The following is a 23,384-nucleotide window of genomic DNA, read 5'->3' on the forward strand; positions in this document are numbered from 1 at the left end:
ACGCACTGCACTGGGAGCGGAATTGCGCGGTCCGCTACCAAAATGGTCTAGAGCAGCTTGAGGGTCCGCGGATCGGCTTCTCCGCCGAAATACTTGCGCAAAGCTTCGATGAATACGTCGTTGTCGTTCGTGGCGCGCGCGAACAAGGTGACCGACGAGCGAAACTTCAGGTCATCCGGATACCCGAATATTTCCTCGACGGAGCGGTCGCTGACGAGGTTGACCAGGTGCGTCGTTTCGCGCAGCCGTGGGCCGAGTATCGGGTGGCGCAGATAGGCTTGCGCTTCGTCCAGCGACGAAAGCGCGAATCGCTGAGCCATTGCGCTGGTTCCGAGCCCCTCGATTTGAGGAAACACGAACCACATCCAGTGGCTTCGCTTGCGCCCGTGCCTCAGTTCATCGCATACCTGGTCGTAGACCGGCTCTTGCGCATCGAGGAAGCGCTGAAGATCATAGGGATCGTCCATTTCGTACTCCGCTGCAGGCGTGGAAACCATCGTTAAACCACGATTCTCGCGCGCATGCAGGCACGGGTCTACGATGGATCGTTGATTCGCTCCGTCATTAGCGATACCTTTACGTCTATCCAGGTCGTCGGGTGCTGGTCAACGAAGGGAGAACCGTTTCGTGAAGAGAGCGTGGGCTGTCTCCTGCATCGTCGCGTTGAGCGCGATCTTCGGCGGATGCGGCAAGCAGGGACCGCAAAGCGCCACTGAGGCATCGGGCGCATCCGCGAGCTCGGCGCCGGTTCAGCCAGCACAGGGTGCGAGCGCTGCAACCGCTGCATCAGGCGCCCAAGGAACGGGCGCGCTGGTCACCGTCACCAAGGCGCAGTTGCCGGCGGAAGCGGCCGAAACACTGCGACTGATCAAAGCGGGCGGCCCCTTCCCGTTTAGCGATGACGGCGTCTTGTTTCGTAACAGTGCGGCTTTGCTGCCGAAGCATCCGCGCGGTTACTACCACACCTATACGGTTCGCACACCAGGCGCGACGGATCGGGGGCAGCGTCGGATCGTATGTGGTGGGCCGCGCAGGCAAACCCGCGAGTGCTATTACACCGACGATTACTACGCCAGCTTCAAGCGCATTGGAGAATAAAGACGGAATGAACTGCATCAGCGACGCTATCTGCGAACTGGCGGCGGCGTTGCAAGGCATCTTTTCGCTAGCTGCGATGGCGCCTGTTTCAGCGAGTTCGGCGACGCAGTCATCGTGCCATTGCGGCCCACAACGATGAGATACCTGCCGACAGCATCAATCCATCGACCAAAAGTCTGAACGTTGATGGCTTCATCCTGATCACCACAGATCTGGCGAAGAACGACCCCCAGCCATCAGCGCGGCACCTACACCTACGATCACCCCTTTGACGACCACGCCGAGTGGAAGGGCGCCGAACTGCGTTTAGCAGTACGTTCGAGCGCCTGGCCATCGCGGCGAGCCGACTGCGCCTAAGTGAAGTCGCGCGCCGGGTCTCGGGCATCGTGCGTGTGAACCTGGAGGGGATTCCAGACAGTGCGAGTACGCCGTTGAGGGCGAGGTCAGTAGGAGATCTCTCAATCAGAAAACCTGAAGGCAGCCATCAGAACTATGAGATTTTCCTGCTGTCGGGCTTCTGCGATAGTTGTTCTCAACCGTTGTGTTGGATTTCCGTACCGCGCGTCGTCGTCCAGGGAGAATCTGCATGCATCGTTTTGTGATCGTGGGAGGAGGGGCGGGTGGCATCGAACTCGCAACGAGGCTAGGCGATCGTTATGGTGGTCGGCGAAGAAGCGGGGCGCAACGTGCCTCCGTTACGTTGATCGACCGCAACCGGACGCATATCTGGAAGCCCCTGTTGCACGAGGTCGCAGCAGGAAGTCTGGACCCATTCGCACAGGAACTGGCGTACGCCGCGCAAGCCCAGTGGCACGGCTTCCAGTTCATCCAGGGCGAACTTGTCGGACTGGATCGTGGCTCGAGGCAGGTCCTGCTTGCGCCACTGCTCGATGACGACGGAACCGAACTGGTACCGCCGCGCCGAATCGGGTACGACTCGTTGATTCTTGCCATCGGTAGTACAACGCACTACTTCGGCGTGGCGGGCGCGGCGGAAAATTCGCTCGCGCTTGACAACGTCGCTCAAGCGGAACGCTTCAGAAAGCGCCTGATTTCAGCTTGCATTCGCGCCGAACAACAACGAGACGCCGGTGAGCGGAGTGCATGTGGCGTGCCCGTCGATCACGCGCCTCGTGTTCAGGTCGCGATAGTTGGTGGGGGCGCTACGGGCGTGGAATTGTCCGCCGAATTGCGCAATACGGCGAAGGTACTTTCATCATACGGCTTGCATCGGCTCGACCCCACACACGACGTCGGGATCGTGCTCATTGAAGCTGGGCCGCGGATTCTGCCAGCGTTGAAAGAACGCGTGTCCATCGCAGCTGCCGGACTGCTGGACAAACTCAATGTCAAGTTGATGGTCGACGAGCGGGTCGCGGAGGTCGCGCCCGGACTCATCCGCACGAAAAACGGCAAGACGATACGTGCGGATCTCACGGTGTGGGCCGCGGGCATCAAGGCACCCGCGGTGCTTTCAACGCTCGATGGGCTGACCGTCAATCATCTGGGGCAACTCAGTGTGCGTCGCACGCTTCAAACGGATCTCGACGACCATATATTCGCATTCGGCGATTGCGCGGCCTGTCCATGGTTGGGTTTCGAGCGCAATGTTCCACCGCGCGCCCAGGCGGCTCATCAGCAGGCATCGTTTTTAGTCAAGGCACTTGCGCGACGCATCGAGGGGCAAAAGCTTCCTGAGTTTGCCTATCGCGATCTCGGCTCGCTAGTGTCGCTCGGGCACGCGAATGCGGTAGGGAGTCTGATGGGAGGTCTTATCGGCGGCAGCATGCTCGTGGACGGACTGCTTGCTCGCTTCATGTATTTGTCGCTGTATCGGATGCACGTTGCAGCGCTGCATGGCTATGCACGCATGATCGTCAATACCCTCGCGCATCGGCTCCGTCGAAGCACTGCGCCGCACGTCAAACTGCACTGAGCACGCCTTTCAGCGTCGACTCGAGCGGAGGCGCCATGCACGCTCGAAACGGAACCTCGGCCAGACGATGCCGACGTCTCCGGCGTCTCGAATGGATTCATCCAGCAAGGTCTCGATATCGGGGTGCTCGTGTTCTTCGGCAAGCTCCTCGTGCTCGTGGTCGTGCCAGACGAGCTGCCCGCGCACTTTCGCGACCTTCACGTACCGATCGTTGACCCGTGCGACAACTTTCGGCGGCCAATGATCCGACACATCGGCGAACGCGGCTTCAAGGTCGAACGATTCGGCGAACGGATGGGAAGACATGCTTATCTCCAGGTCGGAATGAGGGATGCGGCGAGCAGCACACCCATCGCCAGATTGAGAATGCGCCAGTGGCGCGGCGTCCGAAACAGCCGCGCGAATAGCACGCCGAGCGCACACCACAGCGCGAGCGACGCGCACGCAGTCACCCCGAACGCTGCACCGAGCAGCATCGCGAGGCGGTTCGGATTGTTTGCGAGCAGCGCGAAAGACGCCGCCGCGCCAACCGTCATCGCCCAGCCTTTCGGGTTGAGCCAGAGCAGCAGGAAACCGTTGACGAGCGAAACCGGCCGCACGGGGCCATTGCTCGCGTTTGGCGGCCCGCTGCGCGCGATGCGCCACGCGAGCCACAGCAGATACGCGGAGCCGAGCGTCCTCACCGCCGTTTGCAGCGACGGCAGCGTGAGAAGCAGACCGCCAAGCCCGAGTGCGGCGAGCGCAGCGAGCAAGGCGAGGCCCATAGCGATGCCGAGCATCAGCGGTATCGAGCGTACGAAGCCGAAGCGTGCGCCTGAGGCGGCGGCGAGCGTGGTCGCGCCGCCGGGCGTCACGGTCGCGACGGCGACGAAGAGCAGAAGCGGCAGAATCGAGGTCATCGGTGCACATTCGGATCAGTGAATTCGCACTGTACGGATCGTCAAGGCAACGTGAAAGCTAATAATATTGATGCGGTACATTACGCCGCATAATGCATAGATGAGCCGAAACCTCGACCTCGATCTGGTCCGCACCTTCGTTGCCGTCGCCGATAGCGGCAGCATGACGGTCGCCGCGAATCTGCTGCACATGACGCAAGGCGCCGTGAGCCAACAGGTGAAGCGCCTCGAAGATGTGCTGGATTGCCTTCTGTTCGTTCGCAAGACGCGCCGGCTGGAACTATCGCACCAGGGCGAGCAGTTTCTCGTGAAGGCGCGCAAGCTGCTGCGGCTGAACGATGAAATCTGGGCCGACATGACCGGCCAGCCGTTGCGCGGCGCCTTGCGTGTGGGCGTGCCTTACGATCTCGTGACGCGGCTCGCGCCCGCGATGAAGGCATTCGCCGAGGCGCATCCGCACGTCGAAATTACGTTGGTGTGCGCGGCGTCGCCAGAGCTGAGCGAAGCGGTGAATAGCGGTCGCGTTGACGTGTCGTTGATCGAATATGTCGCAAGCGAAGCCGAAGGTGAAGTGGTCTGCATCGAGCCGTTGGTGTGGGTCAAGGGGCGCGGCAGTGATGCATGGCAGAAGCGGCCGTTGCCGCTGTCGATGGTAGACGATCGTTGTGCTTTCCGTCCGGTGGTGCTCGGCGCGCTCGCGGACGAGGGCATTGCGTGGCGCACGGTGTTCGAGAGCAGAAACATCGAGGCGACCGCCGCAACGGTGCGCGCGGGCCTCGCGATCACGGCCTGGCTCGCCTCCACGGTGCCGGCCGATCTGGAGACGCTCACGTTTCGAGTCAGCGGCTTGCCTGCACTGCCTGCGTTCGCGATCTGTCTGCGATTGCCCGCGACGGTTCAGCCAGCGGCACAGGAATTCGCGCGCCATGTGCGGGATTCGATGTCGGGCGACGCAGGCACTCGACGCGCGCCGCTCGCGAACATTGCGTGACGTCCGGCGTTTGAAGTGCGCGCCGGAATCGACTGATTCAGACGCACGCAGTGCCGCCAGCCATCTTTTAGTTCACGGACGTCGCTCCTACAAGCGCTGTGGCAGCGCAGCCGCAAAATAGTCAGTCACCCGGCGCACGCGCGCAGGCACGAAACGACGCCTCGGCCAGATGATGCTGACATCACGGGCGTCGCGAATGAAGTCGTCCAGCACGGTCACAATGTCGGGATGCTTGAGTTCGTCGGCGAGCGAGAGCTTCGCGAAGAGGCCGATTCCCACGCCCGCGAGCACGGCCGATCGTATTGTCTCGACGCTATTCGACGACAGGTTGCCTCGCACCGGTACGCTGAATCGGCCTCGTGGCCCATGAAACGGCCAGTTTGCCGACTCCATCAGACCGCCGTAGAGCAGGCAATTGTGATTGGCGAGTTCGGTAGGATCCTTCGGTACACCGTATTGCTCGAAATAGCGACGCGATCCGACGCAGACCAGCGGGGTGCTCGCAATCCGCTTCACGACCGAATCCGGATCGTTGACGGAGCCCACTCGAATCGCGAGATCGATTCGATCTTCGACCATATCGCGTACGAAATCCGACAACACGAGCTCGACCCGCAGACCAGGATAGCGCGACAGCAGCTCGGGAATGAGCGGAACAACGTGCAGGCGACCGAACGTAGAGGCAGAGGCGAGCCGGACCAGCCCCGAGACATCCAGCGTGCTGCTGGTCAGTTCGCTGTCGGCCACCTCAATCTCGTCCAGCAACGGCTTGGTGCGTTCGTAGTATTTCTGCCCCTGATCCGTCAGGGTCACGCTGCGTGTGCTTCGGTTGAATAGCAGCACGCCCAGGCGCTTTTCCAGCGCGCCGATCGACTTACTGATCGCGGACTGTGACTCGCCGGTTCTGCGCGCCGCGGCGGAAAAGCCACCCGCTTCAACGACGGCGAAGAAGGCGTTCAATTCGTGAAACCGATCCATTGTATTTCTCTCGTGCGATCTATTCTCTCGGTGAATGGATCTTATGATAAATCCGCCGATTATCATTCGCAGGAGCCGCAATTACGATGTCACTTCCATTCACCAACAGGCAGAAGCTTCAATGTCTACTCTCACAGGGAAGATCGCCGTGATTAGCGGCGGAACGACGGGTATCGGCCTGGCGATCGCCAGGCGATTCGTCGCCGAAGGTGCTCACGTCTTTATCTTCGGTCGGCGCCAAGGCCAGCTCGACGAGGCCGTCAAACTGCTCGGACGCAACGTTACCGCGCTTCAGGCCGACGCCGCGAATCTCGATGACCTCGACCGTGTCGCTGCGGCAGTCAGGGACGAAAAAGGTGTCGTCGACATCATCGTGTCGAACGCGGGCTTTACCGAGCAGGCTTCGATCGACACCATCACGCCTGAGCATTTCGACAAGGCATTCAACCTCATGGCGCGCGGCCCGGTATTTCTGGTGCAGAAGCTGCTGCCGATGATGACAGGTGGTGGGTCGATCATCCTGGTTTCGTCGGCCATGCACGTCATGGGCATCCCTGGTCATACCGCCTACGCGGCGACCAAGGCCGCGTTGCGTTCCTATGCCCGCACCTGGGCCGCCGAATTCAAGGATCGCGGCATTCGCGTCAACATGCTTAGCCCCGGTGTCACCGACACCCCGATTCTCGACTCCCAGTCGGCGACACGCGAGGATCTGGTGAGCATGTACAAGAGCATGGTCCCGATCGGTCGACTCGCCCGCGCCGAGGAGATGGCCAGCGCGGCGCTCTTTCTCGCCTCCGAACAGAGTTCCTATATGACGGGCGCGGATTTGATGAATGACGGCGGCATCGGCCAGGTCTGAGGCCCGAGGCTCTCATCTCCGCGATTTTTACTCGTGCTATTTAGCGGCCGCGTTGTACCACTCGACAGCGTCCTCGCCGGCGGGGATGTTGAACGGGCTCGATGAATCGGTCGCTGCGAGCCAAACCGCTTCGGCGACATCCGATGCGTGCGTGACGGCCGTTTCTTTCTGCCAGTTTGCGAAAATCTGCTCCACGAGCGCGCCGTACGGCTCGGCGAATCCGTCTTTCATACGTGCCTGCGCGTTCTCGCCGAAGCGGGTGGAAGGCGCGCGTCCCGGCAGCACGACACGCACGCGCACATTGAACTGCTCCAGTTCGAGCGCGAGCGATTCGCTGAACGCGTTGACCGCGGACTTGCTCGCGGTGTAGACCGACAGCAAATGCAGCGGTCTGCAGGTGACGGTCGACGTCACATTGATGATCACACCTTCGCGGCGCTCGCGGAACTGCGGCAACACGGCCTGCGCCATCGCAATGGTACCGAGCGTGTTGGTCTCGAAGATATCGCGCACGGTGTCCATCGGCGTTCCTTCGAGCGCGTTCAGAAAACCGATACCCGCATTGTTGACGAGCACGTCGATCCGACCGGCGGCATCGACGACGGCGCGAATGCTTTGCGGGTCCTTCACGTCGAGGGCGAGAATCGAAAGACGATCGGAGCGCGGCAAGACGTCTTCGCGTGGCGCGCGCATCGTGGCGATAACGCGCCAGTCGCGATCCAGAAAATAACGCGCGATTTCGAGGCCAAAGCCGGACGAGCAACCGGTAATCAAGACGGTCTTCATGTCGAATCCTGTGGTTGGTGACAGTCCCAACACAATAAGTCCTGACCGCCCGGACTCGCTACAATTGAGCGTCCAGGTTTCATTCGAAATCGTCCGATCATGATCGACCCGCTCGCCGAAATCGTCACATTGCTGAAGCCGACGCCCACGTTCTCGAAAGTGCTGAGCGGCGCCGGGCGCTGGCGCGCGAGCCGCACGGAAGTCGGCCAGCCGTTCTATTGCGTGGTGCTCGAAGGTTCCTTCCGTCTATCCGTCAATGGTTGCGAGCCGCTCATTCTTCAGGCCGATGACTTCGTGCTCGTGCCCGAAGTTTTTAGCTTCACGATGACGAGCATCAATCCGCCCGACGATGACGACGTCTCCGATATCGCGCCCGCGGCACTGCCCGACGGCAGCTTTCGTTTCGGCGATGCATCGGTCGCGCCAGAAGCCCAATGGCTTGCGGGCCTCTGCGCATTCGGTTCGCCGGATGCGGCCTTGCTTGTCTCGCTCTTGCCCAAGCTCGCGCACGTGCGCGGTGAACCCAGGCTGGCGACGCTCGTCAAGCTCGTGAGGGAAGAATCGCGCGCGCAGCGGCCCGCGCGCGAGGTCGTGCTGGCGCGACTGCTCGAGGTGCTCTTCATTGAAGCGTTGCGAGCCACGGGGACGGGGGCATCGCCCGGACTCGTCCGCGGCCTCGCCGACGCCCGTCTCGCGCTCGCCATCCGTCATATGCACGAGAGTCCGCACAAGCCCTGGACGATCGCACAACTCGCAAGAACCGCCGCGCTTTCACGGTCCTCTTTCTTCGATCGATTCAGCCGCGCAGTCGGCGTGGCACCGATGGAGTATCTGTTGTCGTGGCGCATGGCCGTCGCGAGGAGCCTGCTGCGCCGGAACGAAGTCAGCATCGCGGTGATCGCGGAACGTGTCGGTTACGGCTCGGCGAGCGCATTCAGCGTCGCGTTCACGCGTCATGTCGGACTACCGCCCACGCAGTATGCTCGAGACGCAGCGAATGTCGTCGCTCGATAGCGTCATAAAAAGGCTATCGGGCCTGGGGCCGCGAGCTTTCGCCGGATTGCAATCCGTTCGAGGCAGGCCTGGCGTTCGCCTGCAAGCTCGACCGGGACATCGCCTTCCGCGGTCGCGAGGCCCTTCTGCGTCTGCGCGAGGCGCCGCTGCGCCGGCGTCTCGTTACCCTGACGGTCGACGGCGCCGAACATCTGATGCTGTGGGGTGGCGAAGCAATCTTGCGCGACGGCAAGCCGGTAGGGGCGGTAACCTCAGCCGCGTTTGGGCATACATTGCGATGTCCGGTTGCAATGGGCTTCGTGAACCGTGCCGATGGTGCCGCCGATGCCGCGTGGCTCACGCAAGGCCGCTATACGATCGACGTGGCGGGCGAACAGGTGAGGGCAATCGTGCATCTTAGGGCGCCATACGATTCGCGATCGGAACGCGTGAAGGGCTAAATGCAGCGAGCTGAGCCGCGAACGACCCCAAAATCAGGATTTCGCGCAACAGTCGCGCGTTGCGCCTTCGTGGAGCTTCCCGAAGTGATGAGATCAACATCGAGCCTATCCGGCCGATGCCGCGAGACGTTGGTCAATGCTTGCTGCATCGCTCTTTCGCACTGTCAATCTGTTCGTCACCGACTTGACTCCCAGCACTGATCTTGGTGCATTGCCAGCGCGCGAGATCTGCCAGCTTTCCGGCACCGATCCGGTGAGCGTGACGACGCCGTGGCTGGCCCTGATGTGAATCTCTGAATCATCCATATCCGGTACCCGCCTGAGGGCGCGGCGAACGTCACGAACTATCGAAGTATCCGGCCTGGGTCGAGGCGGCGAGCCCGAGGCCGCCACCCTTTGTGCGACCGCGCCGGCCGTCGCGCTCATACCTTGTTGCGCGTTCGCATAGGCCGCGCCACTCGCGATGGCCGCAATTAACATTGCGTCGATTATTCTGCTCGCATTGCTTATGTTCATGCTGGCTCCTTTGGGTTCTGCCCAACCTTGCAAAATCCGCTGTCCGTGTCGAACCATTTCTTTGACCAGCAGATCCAGGTCGCGAGCGTTTCCTCGGAACGCGGCTGAACGCCATGCATAGGGAGCAAACCGGCTGCGTCGTTCTTCTCCATCACGGCACCTGTCGGGTTCAATGTTGAGCAAACAAGAATAGCCCCAGGAGGAGGCAAGATCGGCGCCGTAAGCCGTCACCACTCGGACACGATGCGATACACGCTTGCCCTGCCCTGGAGGCCGCGAAGCGGAGCCTCAAATTCGACGACAGTGCGGCCACCAAGGAGGTCGCGGACCCCAGGCGCACTATAGAGCGCTTCCGAAATGCAAATCTCCCCGGCGTCGGCGAGAGACTGCACGCGCGCGGCGACGTTGACGGCCTGGCCGAAATAATCGAGATTGTCGTTCAGTGTCACCGCAATCGACGGCCCGCAATGTGCCCCGATCTTCAGGATGATCGCCGGTTCTCCACGTTCGCGATTGAAGCGCCCGATTTCCTCCACGATACTCAATGACGCGGAAACCGCGTCCGTCGGTCGACAAAAGACGGCCATCACAGCGTCGCCAATCGTCTTCACGATAGCGCCGGAATACCGTTGTGCGATCATCTCAAGCAAGGCGAAATGCTGTCTGACGAGGCCGTACGCATTCAGATCGCCGATGCGTTCATACATGGCCGTCGAACCCTTGAGATCCGTGAAAACGAACGTCACTTGCCGAATCCCAAGGCCTTCCTTCTCGTCAACGTTCTCCGAGCGGAACAGGCGCCGGAAGGTCTGTCGCGCCACCAGCGCCCCGCCGGAGAGATACGGTTCGAATTCGAGCGGCGGCTTGATGGCCTGAGCGACGACCTCTGGAGGCCAATTGATCAAGAGCAGCGACCCGCGCGTGCTCCCGGTATTCCTTACTTGAATGACGACAGGCCCAGGCGGCACAACGCAGAGCGCCGGGGCAAACCGTTGACCGTCATAACCGACCTGCAACAGTGTCGGCGAGGTAGCGGCCTCACCAGCGATCGGAACAATGAGAGCGGCTTGTGTCTCGACATTCACACCCGTCAAGGCACCGGGGCCAAGAACAGCCTGCAGGGTCGTCGTCGAACCTGGCGGCAGGAACGTGAGGCCGCGCACGAGCCCCCGCAAGAAGTCGAGAAACCGGACTTGCTGGCCGACGAACCGACCGTCACCGTTAAATCGCAGTTTCCAGTGGAAATCTTCCACGGAAAGCGACTCGGGATCGTGGAACGTCAGCCTCCGAAGTTCGGGCGATATTGAAAACGTGACCTGGATGAAATCGTCGAGGTCGGTTTCGCCCGTAACGTCGCATAGCCCACAGACGTAATGGGTCTTGAGAGTGCGCAATGATCCGAAGCTGTGGAGGACCATTCCCGACTGCGGACAAAGAACGTCCCAGTTCATCTCGAACAATCCGTATCGCGCCGCATGAAGAAAGAGGTCAATGCATTCAGCCTCGCTTATGCCGCGATCTCGCGCAAACGCCAGCGGATTGACCCGGTAGACGGACAGCTCGTCGCCGCTCCTGATCAGAGTCTCGAGCTTGGAAATGACACGCGGACTCCATGATCTCGCCTGCTCGATCGCGATCATTTTGCTCTCGAGAAGCCGATCGTCAATGTTCATCGTCGTGGCCAGGTCAACGGAAAACAGTCAGACACAACTGCCGTGTCATGTCGCTTTACCTTGGATTGCAAGATACGGTGATGGTTGGACGGCGTCAACAGGAGTGAGCGCGGCGACCCTATCCTCCTCTATCGGCCTCGCCCGAAAGCGCGGCCTCGATCGCCTGGAGCGCATAAAGGAAACCCAGGCCGCTGCCCTCCTGCCGTAGCCGCTGGAGTTCCTTCAGCGATGCCGGATCGCGATTGCCGGTTCCATACGAGACAAGCGCCCGTGCGCGCGCCACGAAAAATCCGGAAAAGGGCGATGGCTCGCGGCGTGCGTAGTCTTCAAGGGCCGCAGCATGATGCGCGGCCGCATCCCAGCGTTTGCGGTCGATGCATGCATCTATCGCATCACGTCGAAACAGAAAGTGGTTGTGGCTCACCGCTCCGGCCGCGAGCAAAGCTTCGCCCTCCGCGAGCGCCTGTGCGAAGACAACGGGGTCGTCCGTCGTGCGCGCGAGCACGCCGAGATAAGCGGGGCCCAGGTAGTTCATGCCGGTCTCCCGGCTGATCGACAGCGCCGCTTCGATATCGGCGCGCGCTTCGCGCGGACGGCCGGCGACCCGATGCAATTCCGCGCGAAACGCGAGCGCTTCACCTTCGAAGCGCCTTGATTTCAGCTCGCGCGCGCACTGTAGCGCAGAAGCGACGTGCTCCCACGCACGATCCCACTCCGCGCGATCGTGCAGGCAGTGCCAGGCAGCGTGATGGGCGACGGCGAGCGCGCGGGGATGCCCCACCTTCTGCGCCGCGGCGACGCTTGCAAGCGCGGCGTCGAGCGCGCGCGCGGCTTCGCCGGTAAACCACGTCGTGATCGCCCGCATCGGAAGGTTGGCCACCTCGATCCGTCCGAAGCCATGGCATTGGCAGAGTTCGATGCAGCGGCTGAAGGCCGCGTGGGCGCTGATCATCCGGCCGCGCATGTACTCGCCATCGCCAAGGCCGCCGAGTGCGGCCGCCTCCTGTTCGGGATCGCACGCGTCGCGCGCGAGGGCAAGGCTGCGCCCGTGCTCACGCACGCAGCCGTCGATATCGCCGCGTGGAAAACACAGATTGCCGCGCAGGAAGTGAATGCGCGCCTCTTCGCGCAACAGGCCTTGGGAGGCTTCAGCGGCGTAGTCGAGGTCGGCCCATGCACCGTCGAGATCGTCGATGATCCGCTTCACCGTGGCCCGCCCGATCCATGCGCGGCAACGCTCCGCGTCCGTCGTCGCATATTCGAGGGCGATTTCGAATGCATGAAGTGCCGACTTCATGTCGCCGAGGTCATGCAGGACGCTGCCATGTAGACACTCGAGTGCGGCGCGGTCGCTACGTTGATCCGCGAGATCGAGCCCTCGTTCGACAAGCCGGAGCGCGGCTTCATGGCGGTGCCCCGACGCCTGCGAGCGCGCTGCTTCGCAATAGGCGAGCGCTGCCCCGGGTTCTCCCGCGCGATCGAGATGTTCGGCTCGCAGGACGAGGTCGCGCTCGCCGTACCACTGTGCGGCGCGACGATGCAAATCGCGGCGCCGGCTTTTCAGCAGCCCGTCATAAATGGCGTCGCGAATCAGTGCGTGATGGAAGATGAATCCGGTGCCTTGACGTCGTAACAGCAGACCGATCACAAGCGGTTCCAGCGCAACGCCGGCATCAGCATCGGCGCCAGCGCCATCGACGAGAAAATCGACCGACTCCTTCTCGAACAACTGGCCGAGCACCGAGGCAGCCTGCAGCACTGTCTTATCGGCGGGATCAAGCCGATCCAGCCGCGCCTGTACGAGGCTTCGCACCGACCCCGGCACGCCGGTCCCTTCGCCGTCCTGCGCATCGTTCAGCAACTGCTCGAGAAACAGCGGATTGCCCGCCGCCCGTTCGATGCAGCGTCCCGCCAGACCTGCCTGCGCCCCGGGAAACGATCTGGCCATCGCATGCGCGTCGCCGGCGCTCAGCGGACCCAGATCGATCAGCGAATACGGTCCGCCGGTCGACACGCGCCACGGCTCTTCAGTCGAATCGCCGTGCATCCGCACTGTCAGCACGAGTACGGCCGGACATCCCGTCATGGTTTCCGACAGTCCGGCGAGGTCGCGAAGCGTCGATTCGTCCGACCAGTGAATATCCTCGACGACCAGTACCCGAGGTTGCTGGCGGCTCGCGCGTTGGACGAGCCGGGTCAGGGCGTTGCGTCGGCCGCGAACGCGCATTTCATTGTCCATGGCGTCGTAGACTGCACGGTCCTCGAACCCCATCGGCAAATCGACCAGATCTTCGAGAAAGAGTGCGTCGCCAGCGTCGATCAAACCGCTGGCGAGCGCGTGCTCGACGCCAGCGGCACTCGCAGCTCCGTCGGTTGAGCCGTCGGCTGCCAACAGGCCGTGCACGAGAGACTGGATTGCGCCACGTCCGGTTGACGCACCGAAGTCGAGCACGAGGCCAGTATGAGAAAGGAATCCTGACTCCCGTGCCTCGCGTTCGAATTCCTCGACCAGGCGTGTTTTGCCGATCCCGGCCTCGCCGCGCAGCAGAACGGTGCGTCCGCCTCCGGTGTCGCGGCAGGAATGGAGCACGGATCGAAACTGCCGCATCTCATGATGCCGGCCGACGAACGGCCGGCCCGGGCGTGCGCGCCGAAGGCCGGCAATACACCACGCCGTGACCGCTTGCGCGAAGCCTTTGACCGACAGCGCGCCGCGTTCGACACAGTCCAGGCGGTCAGCCAGCGGGCGTCGCACGCTTTCCGAGATCAGGATCGTCCCCGGCTCAGCCGCATCGGTGAGACGCGAGGCGAGGTTGACCGTGTCGCCGGTGACGGTGTATTCCCTATGAGTCGCGCTACCGGTGCCGCTTGCGACGACTTCGCCGCCGGCTATGCCGATATGCACGCAGACCGGGCGGCCGAGCGCACGCGACAGGTCGGGCATTCCGTCCCTGATCGCGAGTGCCGCCCGCACGGCGCGTTCGACATCATTGCCATGCGAGACCGGCGCGCCGAATACTGCCATGACGCTGTCGCCGACGTGCTTGTCGACGTGCCCGCCATGCTGCTCGATGGTGCGGTCAACCTGCTCGAAGTAGCGATCGAGCACGGCGAGTACTTCCTCCGCGTCGACTTCACGGCTCATCCGCGTGAAGCCACACAGATCGGCGAACAGGACGGCGACCTGCCGTCGTTCGCCTTTCGCCTCGCCTGGGCTCGCGGCGCTATGCCGGGGCCCGGTTCGCGCCCGCAATTCAGTCAAGGCATCGAGCAGTTTGCGGCGATGACCGACCGACGCAATACCCAGTTCTTTCAGATCGTCCGCGGTGAGGTCGCGAAGCACGTCGGCGTCGATGGCGTTCTCGCGAAACACCGGTTCATACCGCTCCATTCCGAGGCTGTGCAGCCACACGGCGACGTCCACGAGCCCTCCTGAGAGGAAGGTGTCGAATCCGTCAAAGATAGCACGGGGCTGGCTTCGTGGAGCCCTGCGCCCCGGGCGGCGGCCGACGCATCGCTGCCGCCCATGGGCGCGGTTGTCGTCCGGTGGAAAGCAGCGGAGAAGGTGCGTCTCGCGCGTTGCCGATTGGACGACTGGGACTTCCGCGAGGCAGATATCGACGAGCCAGCGCCTCATATAGCCGCGGGGCGAACAGCTTCGGCACTGGCTCGAAATGAGCGCGGTGGCCGTCAAGGAAATACCAGCCGCGCGAAACCGCAGTGAGGCTACACCGCGCCTGTGCTGGGCTTTGAGCGTGCCAACGCTAGCGCCAGCCTTGCGCCGACCTCTGCGTTGTGTTTCACGAGCGCGATGTTTGTCGCCAGGCTGCGCCCGCCTGTCAACGCCTTGATGCGCGCCAGCAGGAAGGGGGTGACGGCCTTGCCGGTGATTCCTTGTGCAGCGGCCTCGTCGAGCGCCTGCTGGGTCAGCGCGTCGATCTCTTCGAACGACATCGCTGCGGCTTCCGGCACCGGAGTGCTCAACACCACACCGCCGTCGAGGCCCAGGTCCCACTTGGTGCGAATGAACCGTGCCTGTTCCTCCGCGTCGTCCAGCCTGAAGTCCGCGCGAAAGCCGCTGTCACGCGTGTAGAACGCCGCAAAATTGTCCTGTTCGCAACTGAGCACCGGCACGCCGTGGGTTTCCAGGTATTCCAATGTGAGCCCGATGTCCAGGATGGACTTCGCACCGGCACAGATCACCGCCACCGAGGTCTTCGCCAGTTCTTGCAGGTCGGCCGAGATGTCAAAGGTTTCATGCGCGCCTCGGTGTACGCCGCCAATGCCTCCGGTGACGAAGACCTCGATGCCGGCCAACGCCGCACATATCATCGTGCCAGCCACGGTCGTGGCGCCCAGCCCGCCGCCGGCCAGCACGGCCGGCAGGTCGCGGCGGCTGACCTTATGGACGTGGTCCGATCGGCCGATCGTTTCCAGCTCGTCATCCGAAAGGCCGATGTGGATTCGCCCATCGATCAGCGCAATAGTCGCCGGCTCGGCACCCGCGTCACGGATCAAGGCTTCCACTTCGCGCGCAGTGCGAACGTTCTCCGGGTAGGGCATGCCGTGGGCGATGATGGTCGATTCCAGCGCCACGAGCGGGCGACCGGAGGCCTGCGCAGCGGCTGCAGGCGCGCTCCAGGTCAACCAGGAGCGTGCAAGGTCAGCAACCATGTCGATCCTTTCGGTGGTGTGATTCACTGAAGTATGCGGTACAAGAGGCCTTCAGCGAGTGCTTAGGCGTCCGTGTGCCCTTGGCGTCTTAGGACGACATGCGTGGCCTTCTCCGACGCTACGAATTCAACGCATTCGTATCCCAGAGCCCGCAAGTCGACCCCTTCGAACAGCGATTCTCCCCGGCCGAGCAGGACCGGCGCGACGGCAATGTGCAGATCATCGATGAGGCCCTCGCGAAGATACTGCTGAATTGTGTCCGGCCCACCGCCGATCCGCACGTCCATTCCGGCAGCGGCCTCGCGTGCACGGTCGAGCGCCTCGCGGATGCCTCCTGTTATGAAGTGGAACGTCGTGCCGCCTGCCATCTCGATGGGGAGACGAGCGTGATGGGTCAAGATGAAGACTGGAACGTGATACGGTGGATTGTCTCCCCACCAGCCTTTCCAGTTCGTGTCCGGCCAGTCCCCACGAATGGGTCCGAACATGTTGCGCCCAAGAATCCAGGCCCCGACATTCTGAAAGCCGCGGGCGGCGAAATCATCGTCAACCCCGGTCGTACCGCCGTCCTTGCCGAACAAGGCTTGCTGGAACGTGTGTGTTGGGACTAGCCACTGATGCAGTTCCGTCCCGCCAACGCCGAGCGGATTGTTGATGTCTTGATTCGGGCCTGCGCCGTATCCGTCGAGCGAAATGGTGAAGCCCGCAACGCGAACGCGTGTCATCGTTTGCCTCCGTTTAGACGCCTAACGTAATGTGGACCGCAAACCTGCATGGTTTGCCGGAACTACGCGAAATAGTCTGGCAGCAGATTTTTGCTCAATCCTATGTCTCCAGGAGAAGTTTTCCGAATTTGTAAGCTGGCATACAGCAGCGACAATCCATCCAAACACGGCACGCACCTGCCCGGAGTCAACTTTTGCCTGCCGCAGGCGTACGATGAACGGCATAGTCCCGTTTGAGGACGGCTTGAGTGATGGAGGGTCGAGATGAGACGTCTTTATTTCCTCGCATCTGACACGTCGACGGCGAAGGCGATCGTAGACGACTTGCTGCGGACGCGGATCACATGGCGACATCTCCATGTTCTCGCGAATCACAGCGTCGCACTCGAACAGTTACCCGAGGCAACTTTGCTGCAGAGCAGCGACGTCGTGCACTCGCTCGAACGAGGCGTGGCGCTCGGCGGTGCGACCGGCGCGCTTGTCGGCCTCGTGGCGCTGGCGTTTCCTCCCGCGGAGCTCGCTATTGCGGGCGGAGCCGTCATCGCGTTGACGTTGGCGGGTGCCAGCTTCGGGGCCTGGACGGCCGCGATGATCGGCGTCGCCGAACCGAATGCACGACTCGAGCGCTTTCGGGACGCCATCCGTGACGGCCAGCTCCTGATCATGGCCGACGTGCCTGGATCGCGCGAACAGGAGATCGAGCAGATGGTCGCGCAGCATTTTCCGAAGGCCGATATCGAGGGCGCGGAGCCCACGACACCGATCTTCCCCTGAGAAGCAGTCGGGACGAGGCGAGCGGCGCCACCTTTGGCGCGACTGCGATCGAAGAAGGGCGGGGACGTCTCGGCCGATACCGTTGCAGGCGGCTTTCGTTAGAATCTGTCTTCGATTCTTTTACTCGTCAATTACCGGAGGCGAAGGTGCCAGGTTTACTTCCCGATGTCGACCGCGATGGACTCCTCGAATATTCGGTCGTCTACACCGACCGATCGATCAATCACATGTCGCAGCTCTTTCAAGGAGTCGTACGCGATATTTCCGGCGCCCTGAAAAAAGTCTACAACGCGAAGTCGGCCGTTATCGTCCCGGGCAGCGGGACTTTCGGCATGGAAGCCGTCGCCCGGCAGTTCGCGACGAACAGGAAGTGTCTGGTCATCCGCAATGGCTGGTTCAGTTTCCGCTGGTCGCAGATTTTCGACATGGGCGACATTCCGTCTGAATCGGTGGTGTTGAAGGCGCGTCCGGTCGAACGAGGTAGGCAGGCCGCATATGCACCGGCTCCGATCGAAGAAGTCGTCGCTGCGATCAAGGAAAACAAGCCGGATCTGGTCTTTGCGCCGCATGTCGAAACCGCATCCGGGATGATGCTGCCTGATGCCTACTTGCGCGCGGTGTCCGACGCGGTGCATGCCGTCGGCGGCATGTTTGTACTGGATTGCATCGCCTCCGGTACGATCTGGGTGGACATGCAGGACAGCGGCATCGATGTCCTGATCAGCGCACCGCAAAAAGGATGGAGCGCGTCACCCTGCTGCGCAATGGTCATGCTCAGCCCTCTCGCCCGCGAAAGAATCGACGCAACGACCAGCACCAGTTTCGCTTGTGATCTTGGGAAATGGCTGCAGATCATGGAAGCCTACGAGAACGGCGGGTTCGCGTATCACGCCACGATGCCCACGGACAGTCTCGCGACGCTGCGCGACGTCATGAAGGAAACCGAGGCATATGGCTTCGAGAAAGTCAGAGCTGAGCAGCTTGAACTCGGCAAGCGCATTCGCTCGCTCATGAGTGACAAAGGTTTCAAAAGCGTGGCGGCTGAAGGTTTTCAGGCTCCTGGCGTCGTGGTTTGCTATACGGACGATGACGGCATACGATCTGGCAAGAAATTCGCCGATGCCGGCTTGCAGATCGCGGCCGGTGTTCCCCTTCAATGCGACGAGCCAGAAGACTTCAAAACCTTCCGCGTCGGATTGTTTGGCCTGGACAAACTGCATGACGTCGAAGGTGTGGTCGTCAGGCTCGCCAAGGCGTTGGACAGTATTCTTTAGAGCGTTTTTCCAAAGCACGTGCGCGTGGCTCGCTCTCGCGACCGGCCGCCGCACGGCGCCGCGAAACTTCATTTCTCATCCGACGCATCAGTCGGATAACCTTTTCAGTCTGCTCTTTTCATCCCGCCAGGATACCAGCTCTCAATCGGAGTTTCTAACACGCTTTAATTCGGGGTTTTTTGAGATGGTGCCTTGTTGCACAATCGGGCCTCCTTTATTGCCTGTGAGGCACTATGCATTCAGTTTCCCTAGGCTCTCATCGCGGCGCCCACGAAAGGCGGCACGGACATTTCTTTTCGATCAGCCTTAGCAGATCGTTCTACCTTCACATCGAGTCTCCCTGGCTGTTTGACGTGGACCGGTGGTTCCACTTTGCATTGCCGGCGAGCGTACCTCGCGAAGCACACGACGACACTGTGCAGGCCATGGAAGAAGCGCGCGCAGCGTGGCTACAACATAGCCCGTCCGTGCTGGCGTCGCATCAGTCATACGAGTTACGCGATATGCTCGGCCGGAGTGAAAACCGCTTTCATATGCACAGGATGGACGACCATGAGATCGCCAAGGCCCTATACAAAGAAGTGAAGAACGGCAACCTGCTCTTTGTTCCCGAACGGGACGAGATGCGCAAGTGCGTGCAGGCGATACGGCAGCAGCGGGAAAAGGCTTCCCGCTCAGCCGCCGTGCGCGCGCAGAAACCGGCCAACGCGGACATGCTAAGGTCGCTCTACCGCGACACCCCACGCGTGCCGCAGAACTTCGACAATGCGCAGCCGTTCAAGTACACACCGGACGCGATAAGCGACGATGTGCAGAGCATCGCGGCGCGCGGAGTGAGCGAAGCGCACGACGCAGAATGCCACGCGCAGTACGAACGAGACATGGACGAATGCACTGCCTATCGGATGGCAATGGGTGGGCAGAGATTCATGGATGTGTGCTCGCAGAGAGCATTTCAGAACTATCAACGATGCAGAGGATATTGAATGGCAACTCACCCCCAAAAGCGATGTGTCGTGGTCATGTGGTCGGAGGAAAAGCAGGCACTGGTCTCCTATACGCTTGACGTTGAAAAGGTGCTGGCGGTTACCACGCGACAGTTTCCTTTAGAACTGCCGGTGGCCGACTACAACAATACGCTGGACGATGAGTTCGCGCGTCGGTTCGGCGCGGCGACGCTCAATCTTCTCGCTCTCTCAAATCCTGAACTCAGGCCGTTCATCAAGATTACCTCGGCTAACGACTGACTTGCTGAATGGAAGCCCTCGACGGGATCATCGGGGGTGACGAATGCATCAGGAAGTCAACCGAATGTTAGGTTCACTGAACAGTAGCCGACCCGATCCCGTCGACCGCTCGCGCCGCCTCGACGGCAATTTTCAAGTCGAAACGGGTACCGCTTCGAAAATAGGCCGGTGTATAGCGTGTTCGGGGCTTTGCGAATGCTACGGAGTCATGGGATCGTGACAACAATCGCAAATCCTGTTTCCCTCCGGGTCGCGGAAGTACCCCCCGTAATAGTCCGGGTGATAGCGTGCTCGCAAGCCGGGAGGACCTTCGCAAGAACCTGAGTTTGCCAGCGCGCTAGCGTATGCGTTGTCGACTGAACGACGATCAGGCGCAAGCAATGCCACCATTTGACCGTTTCCGTGTTCTGCGGAGTTGCCATCATATGGCCTGCCGATAAGGAAGAGCGGGCGCGGCATACCCTCAGCCATCCAACCAGCCCACGGTTTATCTGGCTCGCAAAACTTCAGTCGATGTCCCAACTCGCTCATGACGGCCGAATAGAACTTCAACGCACGGTCAAAGTCACTAACCCCAACGAAAACATGCGAAATCATCCTGATCTGTTCCTGTTCCTGTTCCTGTTCCTGTTCCTGTTCCTGTTCCTGTTCCTGTTCCTGTTCGAGTTGCGATGTCCTTGCACGTTATCACGGCGGAGTTGCGCTCGACCTCTTGAACGCTCGCGAGCGTCGGGCGTGCGAGTGGAAAACTGGAAGCTTCGATTAATGAATATGTAATGACAAGCGGCAGAACCGTGCACGCATGCCCCCGATTGGGCGGACGACGGGAAAACGCGCTCGCACATGGTGCCTGGGTACACGCCATCTGTACACCGCATTCCGCCAAGAAGCCTTCTGACAGTGCTGCCGCCCAATCCCGCTCCCTTCCTCACAACATCCATCTGACCGCTGAAGGACCCGAAGTTCGGCTCCTCCGATAACTCCCCGCTCCAGTACCTGCCGTGCAAATGGCATGACAGTTGCTTTGAACGTCTCCGCGCTGAGCCACGGTCATTCGCGGCCAACATCGGGATCGACGGTCAACGGAGAGGCAAATTGAAACTAATCAGTGCGGTCATCAAGCCATTCAAGCTTGATGAGGCTCGAGAAGCCTTGTCATCGCTTGGCGTCTCTGGAATCACGGTTACGGAGGTCAAGGGTTTTGGGCGTCAGAAAGGGCACACCGAACTGTATCGGGGCGCGGAGTACGTCGTCGATTTCCTGCCGAAAGTGAAGATCGAGGTCGCCGTCCCGGACGACATCGTCGATCAGGCTATCGAGGCGATCGAGCGTGCGGCGCGTACCGGAAAGATTGGTGACGGGAAGATCTTCGTGACGCCGATCGAACAGGTGATCCGGATCCGCACGGGCGAGACCGGCGCCGACGCCCTATAAAAAAACACTGGGATAAGAGGAAAGAAAAATGCGCAAACTGTTGATGACGTTGTTGATGGCCGGCTCATTGCTCGCCGGCGGGCTGGGCTCCGCATTCGCGCAAGACGCCTCGGCGCCCGCGGCCGCCTCCGTACCGGTCGCGCAAGCGTCCGCGGCTCCAGCGGCACCGGCCGCGGCGGATGCCGCTGCATCGGCACCGGCCGCCCCAACCGCACCGTTCTCGGTCGATTCATCGAAGATCAACTCCGGCGACACCGCGTGGATGCTGACCTCCACCGCGCTGGTGCTGTTCATGACGATCCCGGGTCTCGCGCTGTTCTACGGCGGCATGGTCCGCAAGAAGAACGTGCTCGCGACGCTGATGCAAAGCTTCGCGATCACCTGTGTCGTGACGATCGTCTGGACCGTGGTGGGCTACAGCCTCGCGTTCACGCCTGGCAGCTCGTTCATCGGCGGCTTCTCGCGCGTGTTCATGACGGGCATGAACTACATCAAGGGCGACAAGGCCACGACGCTGACCGTCAGCCATCTCGCGCCGACGATCCCCGAGACGGTCTACTTCGTCTACCAGATGACCTTCGCGATCATCACGCCGGCGCTGATCACCGGTGCGTTCGCGGATCGCATGAAGTTCTCGGCGATGCTGGTGTTCATGACGCTGTGGTCGATCATCGTCTACTCGCCGATCGCGCACATGGTGTGGGAGCCGAGCGGCTGGCTGGCTAGCGCGGGCATCCTCGACTTCGCGGGCGGCACGGTGGTGCACATCAACGCCGGTATCGCGGGTCTGGTCTGCTGTCTGGTGCTCGGCAAGCGCGTCGGCTATGGCAAGGAAGCGATGGCGCCGCACAACCTGACGCTCACGCTGATCGGTGGCGCGATGCTGTGGGTCGGCTGGTTCGGCTTCAACGCGGGTTCGGCCGTGGCAGCGGATGGCCGTGCCGGCTTCGCGATGTTCGCGACGCAGGTGGCGACCGCCGCGGCGGCGCTCGCGTGGATGTTCGCCGAATGGGCAGCCAAGGGCAAGCCGTCGGTGCTCGGTATCGTGTCAGGCGCGGTCGCGGGTCTGGTGGCGATTACGCCGGCGTCGGGCTTCGTCGGCACGCTCGGGGCGCTCGTGATCGGTATCGTCGCGGGTGTGGTCTGCTTCTGGTCGGCCACGTGGCTCAAGCACAAGCTCGGTTACGACGATTCGCTCGACGCGTTCGGCGTGCACTGCGTGGGCGGGATCGTCGGTGCGCTGCTGACCGGCGTGTTCGCGGTCAAGGATATCGGCGGCGCGGACGGTGACGTGATGCTGCAACTGAAGGGTGTCGCGACGACGCTGATCTACAGCGGGGTGGTCTCGTTTGTTCTGCTCAAGGCAATCGACGCAGTGATGGGGTTGCGTGTCGCCGAGGAAGAAGAGCGCGAAGGACTGGACCTGGTGCTGCATGGCGAGGCGGTCGAATAACGGTTGCGCCGCGGATGGAGCGGGTACGACGGTCACCGCCCCTCCTTTGGGGTGCCGCGTACCTGCCGGCATCGCTGCCCATGCGGGGCAGGGCGCCTGCGTGCCTTGGGTTGGGGCCTGGCGCTTACAGCGGCCAGGCCGCGACAGAAGTCGGAGCACCCTTCGTACTTGAGAGCATGCGGGTGTCTGCCAGGTACGCGCCCGTACTGCCGAAGTTCGGCCAGACGAGCGAGGAGGTCGTGCCGGGTTCGAGCAACCGGATTTCCGCCAGCCGATGAAAAAGAATAATCAGCAGCATGTCGTCGTACTGGTTGTTCTCATATCGCAAATCGCCTTTTTGGCAATGTTCGCATTCGCCGAACATGTCGTCAGGCATAACAGATGGCTCGCCGCAGGATTCGGATTCGACTTTTTATTCGGGCTGATTCTGTCGGTCGGCTTTGTCGGGATGTGGCGCACGCGCGCCGTCGATTCAGATTTTCTCGGATTTCTTCTGGCCAATCCGGTTGATCTGGCGATCGTGATTGCGACCGCCGGTCAGCTAGTGGCCATTCTGCTTGTTTGATGCGATTGGAAAGCGCATTTCGATTTAGAAGCAGCTCGGCGCGAG

The 23,384-nt window shown here is 61.6% G+C and carries 22 protein-coding genes and 2 pseudogenes; 13 read left to right on the plus strand and 11 right to left on the minus strand.

Annotated elements, in window-relative coordinates; genetic code table 11:
- Nucleotides 1–47 precede the first annotated feature (47 nt).
- A complete protein-coding gene (locus tag OKW39_RS23670) occupies nt 48–467 on the minus strand; it encodes a DUF1810 domain-containing protein (RefSeq protein WP_429563841.1) in 420 nt (139 codons plus the stop codon).
- 160 nt (nt 468–627) lie between these two features.
- Between OKW39_RS23670 and OKW39_RS23675 the strand changes: the two genes are divergently transcribed.
- Together OKW39_RS23675 and OKW39_RS23680 are read left to right on the plus strand one after the other, a co-directional pair.
- On the plus strand, nt 628–1,098 hold the full coding sequence (locus tag OKW39_RS23675) for a ribonuclease (protein WP_090811628.1): 471 nt from the start codon (nt 628–630) through the stop codon (nt 1,096–1,098).
- Between the two features lie 586 nt (nt 1,099–1,684).
- Nucleotides 1,685–3,034, plus strand: a complete 1,350-nt coding sequence (locus OKW39_RS23680) for an NAD(P)/FAD-dependent oxidoreductase (protein ID WP_429563842.1) — start codon at nt 1,685–1,687, stop codon at nt 3,032–3,034.
- Between the two features lie 144 nt (nt 3,035–3,178).
- Here OKW39_RS23680 and OKW39_RS23685 read toward each other — a convergent pair.
- Both OKW39_RS23685 and OKW39_RS23690 read right to left on the minus strand, forming a co-directional pair.
- A pseudogene (locus tag OKW39_RS23685) lies at nt 3,179–3,340 on the minus strand (cupin domain-containing protein); the annotation flags it as partial.
- Between the two features lie 2 nt (nt 3,341–3,342).
- Complete coding sequence (locus tag OKW39_RS23690) at nt 3,343–3,933, minus strand: LysE family translocator (RefSeq protein WP_090811625.1); 591 nt, start codon at nt 3,931–3,933, stop codon at nt 3,343–3,345.
- A 100-nt stretch (nt 3,934–4,033) separates the two neighbouring features.
- On the opposite strand from OKW39_RS23690, the gene OKW39_RS23695 reads away from it, so the two are divergent.
- Nucleotides 4,034–4,924, plus strand: coding sequence for a LysR substrate-binding domain-containing protein (locus OKW39_RS23695; protein WP_429563843.1), 891 nt, complete (start codon nt 4,034–4,036; stop codon nt 4,922–4,924).
- A gap of 87 nt (nt 4,925–5,011) precedes the next feature.
- Here the strand turns inward: OKW39_RS23695 and OKW39_RS23700 are convergent, their stop codons facing one another.
- Entirely contained in the window at nt 5,012–5,902 is an 891-nt protein-coding gene (locus tag OKW39_RS23700) for a LysR family transcriptional regulator (protein ID WP_429564259.1), read from the minus strand.
- 121 nt (nt 5,903–6,023) lie between these two features.
- On the opposite strand from OKW39_RS23700, the gene OKW39_RS23705 reads away from it, so the two are divergent.
- Entirely contained in the window at nt 6,024–6,764 is a 741-nt protein-coding gene (locus tag OKW39_RS23705) for an SDR family NAD(P)-dependent oxidoreductase (protein ID WP_184055638.1), read from the plus strand.
- Between the two features lie 36 nt (nt 6,765–6,800).
- Here the strand turns inward: OKW39_RS23705 and OKW39_RS23710 are convergent, their stop codons facing one another.
- Nucleotides 6,801–7,550, minus strand: coding sequence for an SDR family oxidoreductase (locus OKW39_RS23710; RefSeq protein ID WP_429563844.1), 750 nt, complete (start codon nt 7,548–7,550; stop codon nt 6,801–6,803).
- Between the two features lie 99 nt (nt 7,551–7,649).
- On the opposite strand from OKW39_RS23710, the gene OKW39_RS23715 reads away from it, so the two are divergent.
- Both OKW39_RS23715 and OKW39_RS23720 read left to right on the plus strand, forming a co-directional pair.
- Nucleotides 7,650–8,564: an AraC family transcriptional regulator gene (locus OKW39_RS23715; protein WP_429563845.1), complete on the plus strand. Its 915-nt coding sequence runs from the start codon at nt 7,650–7,652 to the stop codon at nt 8,562–8,564.
- An 8-nt stretch (nt 8,565–8,572) separates the two neighbouring features.
- Nucleotides 8,573–9,004, plus strand: a pseudogene (locus OKW39_RS23720) (glycine cleavage T C-terminal barrel domain-containing protein); the annotation flags it as partial.
- A 105-nt stretch (nt 9,005–9,109) separates the two neighbouring features.
- Here the strand turns inward: OKW39_RS23720 and OKW39_RS23725 are convergent.
- From OKW39_RS23725 to OKW39_RS23745, 5 genes are all read right to left on the minus strand, one after another.
- Nucleotides 9,110–9,577, minus strand: a complete 468-nt coding sequence (locus OKW39_RS23725; protein WP_429564260.1) for a BON domain-containing protein — start codon at nt 9,575–9,577, stop codon at nt 9,110–9,112.
- Between the two features lie 170 nt (nt 9,578–9,747).
- Complete coding sequence (locus tag OKW39_RS23730) at nt 9,748–11,193, minus strand: DUF5939 domain-containing protein (RefSeq protein ID WP_429563846.1); 1,446 nt, start codon at nt 11,191–11,193, stop codon at nt 9,748–9,750.
- Nucleotides 11,194–11,311: 118 nt separating this feature from the next.
- Nucleotides 11,312–14,617: an adenylate/guanylate cyclase domain-containing protein gene (locus tag OKW39_RS23735; RefSeq protein WP_429563847.1), complete on the minus strand. Its 3,306-nt coding sequence runs from the start codon at nt 14,615–14,617 to the stop codon at nt 11,312–11,314.
- 302 nt (nt 14,618–14,919) lie between these two features.
- Nucleotides 14,920–15,867, minus strand: a complete 948-nt coding sequence (locus OKW39_RS23740; RefSeq protein ID WP_090811608.1) for a pseudouridine-5'-phosphate glycosidase — start codon at nt 15,865–15,867, stop codon at nt 14,920–14,922.
- 62 nt (nt 15,868–15,929) lie between these two features.
- Nucleotides 15,930–16,592, minus strand: coding sequence for a dihydrofolate reductase family protein (locus OKW39_RS23745; protein WP_429563848.1), 663 nt, complete (start codon nt 16,590–16,592; stop codon nt 15,930–15,932).
- Nucleotides 16,593–16,856: 264 nt separating this feature from the next.
- Here OKW39_RS23745 and OKW39_RS23750 point away from each other — a divergent pair, with 264 nt between their 5' ends.
- The 4 genes from OKW39_RS23750 to OKW39_RS23765 all read left to right on the plus strand — a co-directional run bounded on the left by OKW39_RS23750 (nt 16,857) and on the right by OKW39_RS23765 (nt 19,887).
- Nucleotides 16,857–17,366, plus strand: a complete 510-nt coding sequence (locus OKW39_RS23750) for a DUF1269 domain-containing protein (RefSeq protein WP_429332459.1) — start codon at nt 16,857–16,859, stop codon at nt 17,364–17,366.
- Nucleotides 17,367–17,512: 146 nt separating this feature from the next.
- Nucleotides 17,513–18,640: an aminotransferase class V-fold PLP-dependent enzyme gene (locus OKW39_RS23755; RefSeq protein ID WP_429563849.1), complete on the plus strand. Its 1,128-nt coding sequence runs from the start codon at nt 17,513–17,515 to the stop codon at nt 18,638–18,640.
- 353 nt (nt 18,641–18,993) lie between these two features.
- A complete protein-coding gene (locus tag OKW39_RS23760) occupies nt 18,994–19,626 on the plus strand; it encodes a hypothetical protein (protein WP_244144945.1) in 633 nt (210 codons plus the stop codon).
- On the plus strand, nt 19,627–19,887 hold the full coding sequence (locus tag OKW39_RS23765; protein ID WP_090811598.1) for a hypothetical protein: 261 nt from the start codon (nt 19,627–19,629) through the stop codon (nt 19,885–19,887).
- Nucleotides 19,888–20,085: 198 nt separating this feature from the next.
- Here OKW39_RS23765 and OKW39_RS23770 read toward each other — a convergent pair whose 3' ends face one another.
- A complete protein-coding gene (locus OKW39_RS23770; protein ID WP_429563850.1) occupies nt 20,086–20,484 on the minus strand; it encodes a VOC family protein in 399 nt (132 codons plus the stop codon).
- Nucleotides 20,485–20,982: 498 nt separating this feature from the next.
- On the opposite strand from OKW39_RS23770, the gene OKW39_RS23775 reads away from it, so the two are divergent.
- From OKW39_RS23775 to OKW39_RS23785, 3 genes are all read left to right on the plus strand, one after another.
- On the plus strand, nt 20,983–21,321 hold the full coding sequence (locus OKW39_RS23775) for a P-II family nitrogen regulator (protein WP_026226100.1): 339 nt from the start codon (nt 20,983–20,985) through the stop codon (nt 21,319–21,321).
- 28 nt (nt 21,322–21,349) lie between these two features.
- Nucleotides 21,350–22,774, plus strand: a complete 1,425-nt coding sequence (locus OKW39_RS23780) for an ammonium transporter (protein ID WP_429360502.1) — start codon at nt 21,350–21,352, stop codon at nt 22,772–22,774.
- A gap of 274 nt (nt 22,775–23,048) precedes the next feature.
- Nucleotides 23,049–23,339 carry a hypothetical protein gene (locus OKW39_RS23785; protein WP_429563851.1) on the plus strand — a complete coding sequence of 97 codons (291 nt, stop codon included), beginning with the start codon at nt 23,049–23,051 and terminating at the stop codon, nt 23,337–23,339.
- Nucleotides 23,340–23,384: the final 45 nt, after the last annotated feature.

It is taken from the genome of Paraburkholderia sp. MM6662-R1 (assembly GCF_050436245.1).
GTDB classification, from domain to species: Bacteria; Pseudomonadota; Gammaproteobacteria; order Burkholderiales; family Burkholderiaceae; genus Paraburkholderia; species Paraburkholderia tuberum.

Bases quoted from the DNA above. Each gene is read 5' to 3' on its own strand.
- OKW39_RS23740 (WP_090811608.1), bottom strand. From the start codon at position 15,867: ATGGTTGCTGACCTTGCACGCTCCTGGTTGACCTGGAGCGCGCCTGCA.
- OKW39_RS23670 (WP_429563841.1), bottom strand. From the start codon at position 467: ATGGACGATCCCTATGATCTTCAGCGCTTCCTCGATGCGCAAGAGCCG.
- OKW39_RS23730 (WP_429563846.1), bottom strand. From the start codon at position 11,193: ATGAACATTGACGATCGGCTTCTCGAGAGCAAAATGATCGCGATCGAG.
- OKW39_RS23700 (WP_429564259.1), bottom strand. From the start codon at position 5,902: ATGGATCGGTTTCACGAATTGAACGCCTTCTTCGCCGTCGTTGAAGCG.
- OKW39_RS23765 (WP_090811598.1), top strand. From the start codon at position 19,627: ATGGCAACTCACCCCCAAAAGCGATGTGTCGTGGTCATGTGGTCGGAG.
- OKW39_RS23680 (WP_429563842.1), top strand. From the start codon at position 1,685: ATGCATCGTTTTGTGATCGTGGGAGGAGGGGCGGGTGGCATCGAACTC.
- OKW39_RS23695 (WP_429563843.1), top strand. From the start codon at position 4,034: ATGAGCCGAAACCTCGACCTCGATCTGGTCCGCACCTTCGTTGCCGTC.
- OKW39_RS23705 (WP_184055638.1), top strand. From the start codon at position 6,024: ATGTCTACTCTCACAGGGAAGATCGCCGTGATTAGCGGCGGAACGACG.
- OKW39_RS23725 (WP_429564260.1), bottom strand. From the start codon at position 9,577: ATGGTTCGACACGGACAGCGGATTTTGCAAGGTTGGGCAGAACCCAAA.
- OKW39_RS23750 (WP_429332459.1), top strand. From the start codon at position 16,857: ATGAGACGTCTTTATTTCCTCGCATCTGACACGTCGACGGCGAAGGCG.
- OKW39_RS23745 (WP_429563848.1), bottom strand. From the start codon at position 16,592: ATGACACGCGTTCGCGTTGCGGGCTTCACCATTTCGCTCGACGGATAC.
- OKW39_RS23785 (WP_429563851.1), top strand. From the start codon at position 23,049: ATGAAAAAGAATAATCAGCAGCATGTCGTCGTACTGGTTGTTCTCATA.
- OKW39_RS23715 (WP_429563845.1), top strand. From the start codon at position 7,650: ATGATCGACCCGCTCGCCGAAATCGTCACATTGCTGAAGCCGACGCCC.
- OKW39_RS23710 (WP_429563844.1), bottom strand. From the start codon at position 7,550: ATGAAGACCGTCTTGATTACCGGTTGCTCGTCCGGCTTTGGCCTCGAA.
- OKW39_RS23770 (WP_429563850.1), bottom strand. From the start codon at position 20,484: ATGATTTCGCATGTTTTCGTTGGGGTTAGTGACTTTGACCGTGCGTTG.
- OKW39_RS23780 (WP_429360502.1), top strand. From the start codon at position 21,350: ATGCGCAAACTGTTGATGACGTTGTTGATGGCCGGCTCATTGCTCGCC.
- OKW39_RS23690 (WP_090811625.1), bottom strand. From the start codon at position 3,933: ATGACCTCGATTCTGCCGCTTCTGCTCTTCGTCGCCGTCGCGACCGTG.